The sequence below is a fragment of the Nocardia sp. NPDC051463 genome (assembly GCF_040681975.1).
Taxonomy (GTDB): Bacteria; Actinomycetota; Actinomycetes; order Mycobacteriales; family Mycobacteriaceae; genus Nocardia.
This window is the reverse complement of the sequence record NZ_JBFBAB010000001.1, coordinates 110,007-122,737: the sequence shown is the minus strand read 5'-3', so window position 1 is coordinate 122,737 and position 12,731 is coordinate 110,007. Positions and strand designations below refer to the sequence as shown.

13 protein-coding genes and 1 riboswitch are annotated in these 12,731 nt (G+C 67.3%); of the genes, 3 read left to right on the top strand and 10 right to left on the bottom strand.

Features of this window, described 5'->3' with window-relative positions; genetic code table 11:
• Positions 1-2 precede the first annotated feature (2 nt).
• The 4 genes from AB0M74_RS00575 to AB0M74_RS00560 form a co-directional block, all read right to left on the bottom strand.
• Positions 3-131 carry a hypothetical protein gene (locus AB0M74_RS00575; RefSeq protein WP_364900056.1) on the bottom strand — a complete coding sequence of 43 codons (129 nt, stop codon included), beginning with the start codon at positions 129-131 and terminating at the stop codon, positions 3-5.
• Between the two features lie 187 nt (positions 132-318).
• On the bottom strand, positions 319-729 hold the full coding sequence (locus AB0M74_RS00570; RefSeq protein ID WP_364900054.1) for a VOC family protein: 411 nt from the start codon (positions 727-729) through the stop codon (positions 319-321).
• A gap of 5 nt (positions 730-734) precedes the next feature.
• Positions 735-1,184, bottom strand: coding sequence for a helix-turn-helix transcriptional regulator (locus AB0M74_RS00565; protein WP_364900052.1), 450 nt, complete (start codon positions 1,182-1,184; stop codon positions 735-737).
• Positions 1,185-1,396: 212 nt separating this feature from the next.
• On the bottom strand, positions 1,397-2,623 hold the full coding sequence (locus AB0M74_RS00560) for a hypothetical protein (protein WP_364900050.1): 1,227 nt from the start codon (positions 2,621-2,623) through the stop codon (positions 1,397-1,399).
• Positions 2,624-3,172: 549 nt separating this feature from the next.
• Positions 3,173-3,289, top strand: a riboswitch (TPP riboswitch).
• Between AB0M74_RS00560 and AB0M74_RS00555 the strand changes: the two genes are divergently transcribed.
• Positions 3,284-4,654, top strand: coding sequence for a cytosine permease (locus AB0M74_RS00555; protein WP_364900048.1), 1,371 nt, complete (start codon positions 3,284-3,286; stop codon positions 4,652-4,654). Its footprint overlaps the riboswitch before it by 6 nt.
• A 29-nt stretch (positions 4,655-4,683) precedes the next feature.
• Here the strand turns inward: AB0M74_RS00555 and AB0M74_RS00550 are convergent, their stop codons facing one another.
• The 4 genes from AB0M74_RS00550 to AB0M74_RS00535 form a co-directional block, all read right to left on the bottom strand.
• A complete protein-coding gene (locus AB0M74_RS00550; protein ID WP_364900046.1) occupies positions 4,684-5,229 on the bottom strand; it encodes a hypothetical protein in 546 nt (181 codons plus the stop codon).
• Positions 5,226-6,392, bottom strand: a complete 1,167-nt coding sequence (locus AB0M74_RS00545; protein WP_364900044.1) for a hypothetical protein — start codon at positions 6,390-6,392, stop codon at positions 5,226-5,228. Before AB0M74_RS00545 ends, AB0M74_RS00550 begins: the two co-directional genes overlap by 4 nt.
• A gap of 66 nt (positions 6,393-6,458) precedes the next feature.
• Positions 6,459-6,902 carry a hypothetical protein gene (locus tag AB0M74_RS00540; RefSeq protein ID WP_364900042.1) on the bottom strand — a complete coding sequence of 148 codons (444 nt, stop codon included), beginning with the start codon at positions 6,900-6,902 and terminating at the stop codon, positions 6,459-6,461.
• Entirely contained in the window at positions 6,899-8,512 is a 1,614-nt protein-coding gene (locus AB0M74_RS00535; RefSeq protein WP_364900040.1) for a hypothetical protein, read from the bottom strand. Before AB0M74_RS00535 ends, AB0M74_RS00540 begins: the two co-directional genes overlap by 4 nt.
• Positions 8,513-8,675: 163 nt before the next feature.
• On the opposite strand from AB0M74_RS00535, the gene AB0M74_RS00530 reads away from it, so the two are divergent.
• Together AB0M74_RS00530 and AB0M74_RS00525 are read left to right on the top strand one after the other, a co-directional pair.
• The gene (locus AB0M74_RS00530; RefSeq protein WP_364900038.1) at positions 8,676-9,158 is read left to right on the top strand and encodes a group II truncated hemoglobin; all 483 of its coding nucleotides are present in this window, start codon (positions 8,676-8,678) and stop codon (positions 9,156-9,158) included.
• 122 nt (positions 9,159-9,280) lie between these two features.
• Complete coding sequence (locus AB0M74_RS00525) at positions 9,281-10,417, top strand: metallophosphoesterase (RefSeq protein ID WP_364900037.1); 1,137 nt, start codon at positions 9,281-9,283, stop codon at positions 10,415-10,417.
• 73 nt (positions 10,418-10,490) lie between these two features.
• On the opposite strand, the gene AB0M74_RS00520 is transcribed toward AB0M74_RS00525, so the two are convergent.
• Entirely contained in the window at positions 10,491-10,970 is a 480-nt protein-coding gene (locus AB0M74_RS00520) for a YbaK/EbsC family protein (protein ID WP_364900035.1), read from the bottom strand.
• Positions 10,971-11,007: 37 nt separating this feature from the next.
• The gene (glpD, locus tag AB0M74_RS00515; protein WP_364900033.1) at positions 11,008-12,687 is read right to left on the bottom strand and encodes a glycerol-3-phosphate dehydrogenase; all 1,680 of its coding nucleotides are present in this window, start codon (positions 12,685-12,687) and stop codon (positions 11,008-11,010) included.
• Positions 12,688-12,731: the final 44 nt, after the last annotated feature.

Genomic DNA, 12,731 nt, shown 5'->3' with positions numbered 1-12,731 from the left:
AATCAGGCTTCGACCAGTGCGGTCGGTTCATCCCTCGTCGGCGTGCCCGGCCGAGTCGTCGGATCGACCGGTGGCAGCTCGCGGTCGAGCTCGTCGACCTCGCGCCGAGCCTCGATGCGCCGCGAGGTCATTCAGTACGTGATGGCCCGGGTGCGGGCGACGAGTCACCGGCCATCTACGCCCATAGCTGAGCTCGGTCTCGAGCCGCCCGGGAGCCTGTGCGGCATATATCGGTCGTGCGGGGTGACGGCCGCCGCTCGATGCACGTGCTCCTCGAGGTGCCGTCTGTGCAGGTCATTGCCGCGATCGCCGGACGGCTCAGCGCAGCTCCTGGATGCGGATAAGGTTGCCCGCGGGATCACGGACCGCACAGTCGCGAACGCCGTACGGCTGCTCGGTCGGCTCTTGAACGATCTCAGCGTCGCTGGCCTGCATCCGCTCGAAGGTTCCATCGAGGTCCTTGGTAGCCAGGAGGATGCCGCCGTAGGTGCCCTTGGCCATCATCTCGAGGATGACACGGCGCTCGTCGTCGGTGATGCCGGGGTCGACGGCAGGCGGATGCAGGACGATAGAGGTTCCGGGCTGGTCGGCGGGGCCGACGGTGATCCAGCGCAGCCCGTTGTATCCGACGTCTTTGCGGATCTCGAAGCCGAGGGTGTCGCGATAGAAGGCCAGTGCGGCGTCCGGGTCGTCCTGGGGCAGGAAGCTCGAGTGAATGGTGATGTCCATGGCAATCAGGCTAATTGCGGGTCGGCGACCTGCGCTTCTCGATTCCTGATCGGTCGGGTCACCTGTTTCGCCACGCAGGACGGCATCCCCGCCGTCGCGAGCGCGGCCTCGCGCCGGTAGGTGCTGGGCGGCATCCCGACCAGCTCGGCGAAGCGAGTGCTGAAGGTGCCCAGCGACTGGCAGCCGACCGCGAAACAGACCTCGGTGACACTGAGGTCGCCACGACGCAGCAGCGCCATCGCGCGCTCGATACGTCGTGTCATCAGGTAGCCGTACGGCGATTCGCCGTAGGCGAGGCGGAACTGGCGGCTGAGGTGCCCGGCCGACATGTGTGCGTCGCGGGCGAGCGCCTCCACGTCCAGTGGCTGTGTGTATTCCCTGTCCATCCGGTCGCGGACGCGGCGCAGTCGCGCGAGGTCGCGCAGGTTCTGTTCCGTGGCGGGTTTGCTGGTCACTTCGGCGATCGTCCCATGTCGCGCCGTGGTTGACCAGCGTCGCACGCATTCCACTGCACTCCGGTCTGTGGTCTGCTCCCTGTTCAAGACAGTGGTCTACGAACTCGGGCGCGGCTGGTGACGGCGTTGAGCAAGGACCGGCCGGACCTGACGGAGTTCGTCGACAGCAAGGACTCGAGGTACCGCGGCACGAGTCGGCGGTGCGAGGCGGATCAGGTGGGTGGAGCCTGTTGTTCGAATGCCGCCAGGATCTGTGGCAGTGCGATGCCGGCGGTGCTGCCGTGGTCGATATCGCCGAGGTCGATCAGGGTGACCTTGTCGCTGTGCAGTGCTTGTAGGCAGTGCTCGGAATTGGCGTAAGGGACGTCGCGATCGCCGGATGCGGCATAGAGGTGGACCGGGACGCGCGGTGTCCAGTCGCAGGTGCCGTCGGTGTCGGCGACGGCGTCGCGTGCGACTCCGGTGGGGTTGCGTGACCAGGCGATGAACTTGGGCGTCAACAGTTGTTGTGGCGCGGTGAGCAGCGCGGCGCCGATAGCGATTTCGGTGTGGTTGCCGTCGAAGAGCGCCTCTACTTCGGCGGCATACGGCTCCTGGAATGCTTCGGTGGGGCTGTTGTAGAGATGGTGGATGCGGTTCATCGAGGTGAGCCAGTATGCGAAATAGAAGACCGCGCTCGCGGGCCTGGCCCGGCCGTCCAGTGCTGCGGGCGTCTGCACGTTCTGCAGGTCGTAGGGTCCGCTCACCGGGGCCAGCGCCGCGAGTCCGAAGTCGGGGACCTGGCCGGTGTGCAGGGCCTTGCCCAGCGCCGTCGCCGCCTGGCCGCCTTGAGAGAATCCGGTGACCAGGATGTCCTGGTCTAGTTCGCGTTGCGCGCGGGCTGCTACCGTCCGGGCCGCGCGCAACAAGTCGACCGAGGCGCTGACTTCTGTCGGTGCGTGGGTGTAGGGATGGAACCCCGGGCCTTCGCCGAGTCCCAAATAGTCCGGCGCGACCGCCGCATAGCCTGCCGCGGCGAACATGATCGTGCGTGCCCGGTCCGGGCGGGTGGCCCCGTTCACCGACGGTGCATCGCTCTTGAGCGACAGCGTGCCGTGCGCGTAGCTGACCACGCGCAGCCTGCGGGAGTCGGTGCGCGGCAGCACGACCAGGCCACTTGCGGTCGTCGGCCGGCCGCTGGTGTCGATGGTCCGGTACACGACGCGATAGGCGTCGACACCGTTGCGGACCGAGGAGTTCAGGTACGTGCTGGTGTCGGCTGCCGACATCTGGGCGACCGGTGTTTCCGAGACGATCTCGCCGCGGGTCGTCTGCGCGGCGGGTGTCGAGATCGCGGGGCTGTCTGCGGACGGTTTGTCTTCGGCCGCGCATGCCGCCGACCCAGCCAGCATCGCGATCGCGCCGAGCACGGCGACCGCGCGACGTGTGGTTCCGATCAAAACTGCGCCCGCCTCTCCTCGGCGAAGTTCACCGCCTGCACAACAGCATTCGCTGCATCCCGCGACGGCCTGCGCGGCACGGTGAACACTCGAACTGTGTCGTCCTTCGACGGCTCGTGCATCGGCCACCGATCGGCTCGATTACACCTTGCACGGCGCCGCGCCGTGCCGAGTTCGTTCGCATTTGTTCGCACCGGACTTCTACCGCAACGTCCGTGGCCGTGGGCTGGACGACGTCGTCACTCAGTGGTGCGATACGAGTTTTGCAGACCGCAGCGCGGAATTGCACGAGGTGATGTCGAGCGAGAACCGCGTCATGGTGTGTGGTGCACCCTCCGCCGTCGGCACATCGGCCATGGGTTCCGGCGGTGGCACGGTCGTCTCATCGAGGGAAGACCGGTGGCCTGGGCGCAGGTGCACATCTTTCGGATTTCCGACAGGTTGGTGGTCGAACACCGGGCCGTGGGTGCTTACGCCCAGTCGTTGGATTCGATCGAAGACCGAAAGCTATGTGACACGGTTCGTCGCGTGTACTATTCGCCCGAATAAAGACCCCACCGCGGGAGCTCGGGCACGGCCGGGCTGAGAGGGCGGACCCGATGTTTCGCCGACCGCATGAACCTGTCCGGGTAATGCCGGCGTAGGGAGTAGTGCTCCGGCATGTCCGCACCGATCCTGGATGAAACCGAACGGCACGAGGCGCCGCTGACCCTCGAGGAGCCCGCACCGAAGGTGCTGTCGTTCTGGGACCAGAGCGCCTTCTGGGCCAATCTCGGCGTCAGCCTCGTCGCATTCACCGGCGCGTATACCGTGCTGGCTCCGAACACCGAGTACGCGCCGCAGATCTCGATCGCCGCCGGCATCCTCGCGATGATCGTGGGCACGGTCCTCGGTGGTGTGATGCTCGGGCTGGCCGCGGTGCCGGGGGCACAGACCGGCAAGCCCGCGATGGTGTTGCTGCGTGGCCTGTTCGGCGCGAAGCTCAGTTACCTGCCGACGGTGCTCAATATCGCTCAGCTCATCGGCTGGGGGACCTTCGAGTTGATCGTCATCGGCAATGCCGCCGAAGAGCTGTTCGACGGCGGTCCGCACTGGCTGTATGTGGTGGTGGCCGGTGTGCTGACGACGGTGCTGACGATCTGGCCGCTCGGCTCGGTCCGGATGCTGCGCCGGTTCGTGACCGTCGGTGTCGTGATCGCTCTGATCTGGTTCTACATCCAGTTCCTGCACAAGGGTCTGCCCGACCTGACCACCAATCCCGGCCCCAAGGGTGCTGGGCCGTTCGGTGTCGACTGGAGTTTGTTCTGGATCGCCACCGATGCGGCGTTGGCCGTGTCGATCTCATGGGTGCCGGTCGCGGCCGACTACACCCGCCATTCCCGCAGCACCGGCGCCGCCTTCGGCGCGGCAAGCGGGGCGTATGCGATCACCCAGATCGTCGCCTACATCCTCGGCTTGTTCGCGCTGGCCCTCGCGACCGGTGATGGCGGCCAGTACACGCCGTTCCTGCAGGTGAGTCTCGGTGCGGTGTTCTTCTTCGTTTTCGTATTGCGAGAGGCCGATCAGTCCTTCGCCAATGTGTACTCCACGGCGGTGTCTATCCAGAACCTCACGCCGCGCATCGACCGTCGGGTGCTGTCGATCGGGCTCGGCGCGCTGATCACGGTGCTGGCGCTGCAGCTGAAGATGGAGAACTACTTCGGTTTCCTCGGGTTGATCGGTTCGGTGTTCGTCCCGCTGCTCGGTGTGCTCGTCGCCGACTTCTTCCTGCGCGCGAAGGGGAACTGGAATACCGCACCGGATGCACCGTCGCGCTGGGGGATGATCGTCGCCTGGCTGGTGGGCTTGTCGGTGTATCAGCTCATCAACCCGGGTGACGCGGGCGTCTGGACGGACTTCTGGGTGAACATCCAGGAGAGGCTGCACTTCACCAAACAGCCGTGGATGAGCGCGTCACTGTTGTCGTTCCTGGCCGCGGTGCTGGTGGCCTGGATTGTCGGGCGGGTCGCGACCGCTCGGAAATCGGCCTGACAGCACCGCGATTCGCGCATGGTCAGGTTCTAGACGATCAAGGGTTGGCGGTCCGGTCGGGTGCGACGCCAGGCCACCGCAAGAAACGCGATCAGACCCAGCAGCGGGAGGGTACCGATGGTCCAGCTCAGCGGCAGGGGTGGTCCGGGTTGGTCGAGAACTTCGACGCCGTCGAGGGTCCCTTCACCGTGCCCGAGCGGCCCGTCGATGGCGAAGGCGAAGCGATAGCTGCCGGGGTCGTCGAACGCTTTGACATCCAAGCCCCACGAATCGCGTTTGCGCGGGTGCCGCACCAGTGGGGCGGCGCGGCGTCCGGGCTTGATCGCGGGGCCGGTCACGCGCAAGGTTCCGGACTTGTCTGCGATACCGCCATCGGGCATAAAAGTGAAGTCCAGGGACTTCATCGCACGCAGGGGCCAGGTGGAGAACCCGACGGTGAGGCTGTAGGGGCCGGCCTGGACCCGCTCGGTGTGCACGATGTCTACCGGCGCGTACGCGGCGGCCGGTGCGATCGCGACCAGCGACAGTGTGACAGCGGCGAGCACGGCGACAGCGAGTCTGCGCGGCACGATCATCGATGGTCCTCCGTCGCGGGAATGAGTGCGGGCAGCATGGTGGTGAATCGGCCGCCGAGGAACCCGGCGAGCAATCCGAGCGGAATCCCGAGCAGCGTGACCGTCAGAACATCGGCGAAGGCGAGGTGCGACGTGGCATGGGTGAGGTTCATTTGCAGCGGAAAGCTCACCCCGACGATCACGCCGGTCGCGACACCGGCCACCAACACGATCTTCTTGGCGTCGTAGCCGCGAGTGCGGGCCGACCAGAACAACCCTTCGACGACCAGGGCCGCCACGATCAAGAACATCGGCATGATCGCGGGCAGCTCCGGTGGCCGGCCGGTGAGACCGTCACGCAGCGGCAGCCCGATCGCCGAGGCATAGGTTTCGGCAGCCCACGGCGAGAACCACCACAGGATCGCCTGCATCGCTCCCAGCGAACCTGCGATGGCGACGGCTGCCCCGGCGCGGGCCAGCAACGCGGCGCCGAGGATCAGCAGCATCGGCCCGAACAACACGATTCCGAGAATGGTCGGATCGGCGGGCAGCTGCAGGTTGTTCAACGCGTTGGTGGGGATCGGCGCAAAGGTGATCAGGATCGGGATCGCCACCACGATGCCGACCCGGCCCCAGCGATGGTCACGATGGGCGGCGAAAACGATGACGCTGCCGATCATGGTGAGCGTGATCGACAGGAACAGCGCCACGTGCGAGGGGGTGTTCAGCACCGCGTCGAAGCCGTAGATCGAATGCCACTCCAGATCGAGGAGACCGTAGAGCAGGAACAATGCCGCACCAGCTCCGGCGATCATGTAGCCGAGCGGTGCGGTGAGATTGCTGCCGAACACCCGTATGGGTGTGCCGCCCATACGGGGCACCGGGCGTCCGGCGCGTTGGGCGGAGGTGGCGATGAGAACCATGGCGAGGCTGGCAAACCCGGAGATCGCGCTGCCGGAGTACAGGAACAGATGCGGCAGGGTGAAGAAGGTGTCGGGGCCGACTTCGTTGTGCCACTGGATATCCCAGCTCAAGCCCACCAGTGTGACAGCGGTGCCGAGTACGACACCCCAAGCCCCGATACGAGCCGCCGTGCCATTGTCGGAGGCGGCAGCCGGTTCCGCGGTGGTCACCGACGGTCCGGCACGGTCTGCGGACGTGTCGGACGATGCTGGGGTGCTCATGACGGGCAGTCCTTTCTCTGGTCCTGCTGCGGTGGTTGTTCCTGACGCGTGTGGGTGGCCTCGATGTCAGCCACCGACCCAGACCGGCAGCGTGAGCTGCTCGCCGCCGTCGTGGGTATCGATGGACAGCCGCAGGTCCCAGGGACCGGTCATCATCAACGCCACATCGGTCAGATGGAAGTGGCCGGGCCTCGTGGGCGCCGCCGTTACCGGCTGTCCGGCGTGGCCCATGAGCGACTGGTTCGCCTGAAACTGCACTGCGGCATGGTCGATCGGAACACCGGCCCGGTCGGTGATCGTGACGTCGATGTCGGTGATGCCCAGGCGCAGCCTGTCGACAGTGACGGTTACGAGGTGCTGAGCTGTGCCGGTGTTCAGCACCACCGGGCCGGCCGAGCGTGGCCACACGAGCCACACGAGGACGGCGATGACCACGATGACGGCGCCACCACCACCGACGAGAACACCACACCGCCGCGAACCCCGGCTGGTCACCGGCGTGGCGCTCACCGGTGCGCTCCCGCCGTCGGGGCGGCCGCTACATCGAGTACGACCGGGACAGTGAGCACGGTGTAGTGCCGTTCGACCTGGATCCACAGCCGATATCGGCCCGCGGAAGGAAAGGTATAGGTGAAAGGGACATCGGGTCCGTAGGCGGCCACGGTTTCGTCGGGGGCGCTGTCGCCGTTCACGGACGGCATCAGCATGGTTCCCCGACTCGCGGCCGCAGTTGTGCCACCCATCTCGTGCATACCGCTCATCCCCGACATACCTGCCATCGATGTCGAGCCCATCGAGTGCGCGTGTCCCCAGACGGGCGAATCCTCCACGGCCGCAGCGATGTCGGTGCGATCGGTATCCGGCAGCGGTCCAGCCATGATCAAGTGCCCGACCATGCCGAGCCAAGGTTGCAAGTCTGCGGTGTCGCCGACCTCGACAGTGAGGGTGATCGGTGTGCCTGCTACCGCGGTCGTAGTCCTGACCGTGATGGGGTTGGCGTCCACGACCGTCGATGCGGTGGTGGACGTTGTGCCCAGAGACACCGCGCGCACCGGCGGCACCGGTGCTGTCACACCCGGTGCGACAACGAAACCGGTTGCGGCGCGCACCATTTGGATCCCGCCGCCGCGGCGGGCCAGCTCGGCCGAGAGGGCATGATGCCCGGGCTCGGGCGCGGCTAGATGGACTTGATAGCGGCCGGGGGCGATCCGGATCGGGTGCAGATGCGACAGTCGACCGGACGGGCCGACCACCAGCAGATGCATCAGCGCACTGTCGTGGACGAGCAGGTCGTCGACGGGCGCGCCGGTGGCCGCGTCGATCACGACCAGATCGAGCTCGCCCGGCCGCCCGGCCGACAATGGGCCACCTGCGACGGTGAGCAGTACCGGGGGACGGGAGAAGTCCGAGATCAGCGGTTGTCGTAGGGCATAGGGGTTCTCGACATTGTCCACCGTCGGGTCCAGCTGGCCGCCGGGTTGCGGAGGAAGCGGCAGCGACGCCGAGAGCAGCGCCGCGGTCACCGACGCCGCGAGTGCGGCCACCATCCCACCGGCTGGAAGCAGCGCCCACCCGCTGCGGCGGGCGCGAACAGCCATCAGAATCGACACGGGCAGCAGCACCCCCGCGACCAAGAACCCGCCGTAGACCAGACGCTCCGGCGGTGAGGTGACCTGTGCAGGCACGATGAACGGGATCCGCGCCACGCGCACGCCGTCGCCGACGGCCAGCTCCCAGGGCCCGGCCCGATCCATTACCAGTGTGGCCGAGTACATCCCGGGTGTGCCGCCGAGGTCGATCACCGTCTCGGTGCTGGGCGCTCCCGGGGCAGGTGCCCTCGGGTGCGCTGCTGCTCCGGTCGGTGTCGCCGCCAGGGTGAGTCGGCCTGCGGCAGTCCCGGTGTGAGTGACGACGTCTACGCGAAGTGGGCCGGGCACGCTGGTCACCCGGCGCAGCACAAGAGTCAGTTCACGATCTCCGAGGCTTTGGGCGACCGACACGTCCGCGCCCGAGGCGGGCGAGTCGGCGAACGCCGATGCCACGCAGACGGACACGAACAGCGCGCACAGTCCTGTGACGAGCAGGACACGGCCGCGAACGGCAAGAGCGGCAACGGTCACCGCCGCCATGGTAGGGGTGCAAACCGCTGAGATCATCACCTCCGGTGGGGATTTGGTCTCCCTCGCCGGAGTGATGCCGCAGTGGGGGAAGTCCTGGATAATCCGACGCCCAACGGACGTTCGCGCGCGGTGGTGCAGTCCGGATTTTGTGTAGGGTGGGCTGGTGACGGACTCTGCTGTCGGCGATCCCGCCGTACCGACCCTGTTCGAATGGGCGGGCGGCATGTCGGCCTTCGAGGCATTGACCACCGCGTTCTACCGTGAGGTCCTGCAGGACGATGTGGTCGGCCCACTGTTTCGCGGCATGGACCCCGGGCATCCGAAATATGTCGCGATGTGGCTTGCCGAAGTCTTCGGTGGGCCCGAGACCTATAGCAGCGAGCGCGGCGGCTACCACCACATGGTGCGTCAGCACCTCGGCAAAGCGATCACCGAACCGCAGCGGCGGCGCTGGGTGAATCTGCTCATGGACGCCGCCGACGAGGTCGGTCTGCCCGCCGACCCAGAATTCCGCGCTGCGTTCGCCTCCTATATCGAGTGGGGCACCCGTATCGCGCAGACGAACTCACAGCCCGAGGCACACCCGCCACTGGATGCGCCGATGCCGCATTGGGGCTGGGGCGTCGCGCCGCCTTATCAGCCGTAGGTTCTGTACTGGGATGTGGTCGACGCCGACGTTGGGTTAACGCTGTTATCGTCGATAGCGCCCATAGCGCCGGGCGGGAGTGGACCGTGCGCTGCACCCTGCGCCAACAAGGACGAATCCTGTTGAAGTACGTTCCGCGTGTTGTTCTGTTCCTGGCGATTCCCGCCGTGCTGTTCCTGCTGCCCTGGTGGACGGTGGTCGAGGCGCCGACCGGCGGCGCAGGCGCGCTGTTCTGGCTGGGGTCGGCGGTGTTTGTGCTCGGGTTCCTCTGCCTGCCCGCGACGATGTTCCTCGGACACGGGCCCGCACAGTCGGATGCCGCATCCATCGTCGGCGACACGTTGCTCGGTGTGATGTGGGTGGTGTTCAGTTGGTCGGTGATCGGCAACCTTGCCCGGGTCGGGTTGATCGTCGCCGGGGTGGAGGATCCGGGGCGGTCGCGCATCGTCGCGGCCGGAGTGCTCGCGGTGGCGGCCGTGTTGACGGTGTGGGGAATCGTCGAGGCTCGGCGGGTGCCTCGGGTGCGCACAGTGGAGGTGTCGATCCCTGGACTCGGGCGCGGACTCGACGGGCTGCGGATGGTTGTCATCACCGATACCCATTTCGCGGCGCTGGACCGGTTGCGTTGGTCGGAGCGGGTGGTCGAGGTCGTCAACGCGCAGCGGCCCGATATCGCTTGCCACGCAGGCGATCTCGCAGATGGGTCGGTCGCGAAGCGGCGCGCGCAGGTGGATCCGCTCGGCAAGGTGGAGGCCGAGCTCGGCAGGTTCTACATCACCGGAAACCACGAATACTTCGGCGATGCGCCCGGCTGGATCGAGCACATGGCCTCGATCGGTTGGCAGCCGCTGCACAATCAGCACGAGACCGTCGGCCGTGGCGGGGATCACCTGGTGATGGCGGGCATCGACGACCCGACCGGTGTCGGGCTCGAAGGCCATGGCCCGAACCTGTCTGCCGCCCTCGCGGGCGCGCAACCGAACACACCGATCGTGCTGCTCGCCCATCAGCCCCGCCAGGTTGCCGAAGCCGCCGCCGCGGGTGTCGCACTGCAGATCTCCGGCCACACCCACGGCGGTCAGATCTGGCCGTTCCACTACCTTGTTCGGCTCGAGCAGCCGGTGATCGCGGGACTGAGCAGGCACAGCGCGGGCACCCAGCTGTACACGAGCCGCGGCACCGGATTCTGGGGCCCGCAGCTGCGGGTTTTCGCGCCCAGCGAGATCACCGTCCTGGTGTTGCGGTCACCACAGAGCTGACCAGAGTTCGTGGGCGGCGCGGCGCGCGTTCTCGTCGGGGAGACGCTCGCACGTCGGCGCCGTCCGAATCGGGCTAGTTGACCGCGATCGCCTCGGCGCCGGTGACCGCGACCAACTCGTCGAAAGTGGTCGGGAAAACGGTGTGCGGGTGTCCGGCGGCCGCCCAGATCTGCTGCTGCACGGCCAAGGTCTCATCGATCACCGTCCGGATCGGAGCCGGGTGCCCGACCGGGGCCACACCGCCGATGGCCTGGCCGGTGTGTTCGCGAACGAATGCGGCACTCGCACGAGCGAGTTCGGGGACGCCCAGGTGCGCGGCGACCTTGCCGGTGTCGACCCGATGCGCGCCACTGGTGAGTACCAACAGCGGGCTGCCGCCGGTATCGAAGATCAGGCTGTTGGCGATCGCCGCGACCGGGCAACCGAGTTGTTCGGCCGCGGCGACCGCGGTGGGAGCGGTCTCCGGCAGGACCCGAACCGCTGGGGTCACTCCGGCCGCACGCAGGGCGGCCTCGACGGCGAGCACGGTTGGCTTGCGGGCGATCTCGTCCATGGCGGCAATCCTAGCCGCGGCCTTCCCCGCCGACCGGTCAGGCGCAGGCGACCAAGCGAGCCGCGTTGGCGGTTTCGTCGTCGGCGGCCTCGTTGGCCGCCAGCTCGGCCTGGACGCGGTCGCGGTAGCGGGCGACCTCGCGGTCGGTGTCGGCAGCGTCCCAGCCGAGGTAGGGGCCGATCAACCAGGCGATCTCCGGCGCAGCGGCCAGGCCGCGGTCCCTGGACTCGATGGAGATCCGGGTGCGACGCGTAAGGACATCGTCGAGATGCAGCGCACCCTCATGGGTGACCGCGTAGACGATTTCGGCGGCGAGGTATTCCTCGGCGCCGGTGATCGGCTTGCCGAGGTCGGCGTCGGCGGCGATCAGCTCGAACAGGTCGCAGACGGCGGAGCCGTAGCGGCCGAGCAGTCGTTCGACGGTGCTGGTGGACAGTCCGGCTCGCTGAGCGACGCTGTGCACGTCGGCGGCCAGTTCCTGGTAGCCGACCGCGCCGAGTAGCGGCAGATGCTCGGTCACCGACGGCGCGGCCGCGCGCCCGAGACCCTCGACGGCAGCGTCGACGACGTCGGCGGCCATCACCCGGTAGGTGGTGTATTTGCCGCCCGCGATCACCAGCAGGCCCGGAACCGGTTCGGCGACAGCGTGTTCACGCGAGAGGGTGGCGGTGTCGCTGGAGGCGCCCGACAGCAGTGGGCGCAGACCGGCATAGGTGCCGACGATGTCGGCGCGGGTCAGCGGCTCGCGCAGGACCGCGTTGACGTGGTCGAGCAGATACTGCACGTCGGCATTGCTTGCCGAGGGATGATCCTTGTCCAGAGACCAATCGGTGTCGGTGGTGCCGATGATCCAGTGGTTGCCCCACGGAATCACGAACAGCACGCTCTTCTCGGTGCGCATGATCAGCCCGGTGCCCAGGTCGAGGCGTTCGCGCGGAACCAGAATGTGCACACCCTTGGAGGTGCGGACATGAAACGGGAACTCCACGCCGGTCATCTGGTTCATCTCGTCGGTCCACACGCCGGTCGCACTGATCACGCGGCGAGCGCGCACGCTGTATTCGCGGCCGGATTCGACATCGGTGACGTGCGCGCCGACGACGCGGGCACCGTCGCGCAGTAGGCCGGTCACCTTGGTGCGGGTCAGTACCGTGGCGCCATGCTGCGCTGCGGTGCGGGCAATCGTCATGGTGTGGCGGGCGTCGTCGACCTGTGCATCGAAGTAGCGGATGGCGCCGGTCATCGCGTCGGCACGCAGCGCGGGCGCCAAGCCCAGTGCCCGTGTACGCGACAGATGCCGGTGCATCGGCAGTGCCCGTGCGCCGCCCATGGTGTCGTAGAGTGCGACGCCCGCACCGATGTAGGCGCGCTCCCACACCCGATGCTGGAGCGGCAGCAGGAACGACACCGGGCGGACCAGGTGCGGCGCCAGTTTGCGCAACAGCAGACTGCGTTCCTTCAGTGCCTCGCGCACCAGCGCGAAGTCGAGCTGCTCGAGATAGCGCAGTCCACCGTGGATGAGTTTGCTCGACCGGCTCGACGTGCCTGCCGCGAAGTCCCTGGCTTCCACCAGGGTCACCGACAGGCCGCGCGCGGCGGCATCGAGGGCAGCGCCTGCGCCGACGACGCCGCCGCCGATGACGAGGACATCGATTTCGTGGTCGCCCAAGGTGTTCAGCGCGGCAGCGCGGTAGGCGGGGTCCAAACGAGCGGACACAGCGTTCTCCTTGTTTCAGTGCTAGTCAGTAGTCGATAACGGGT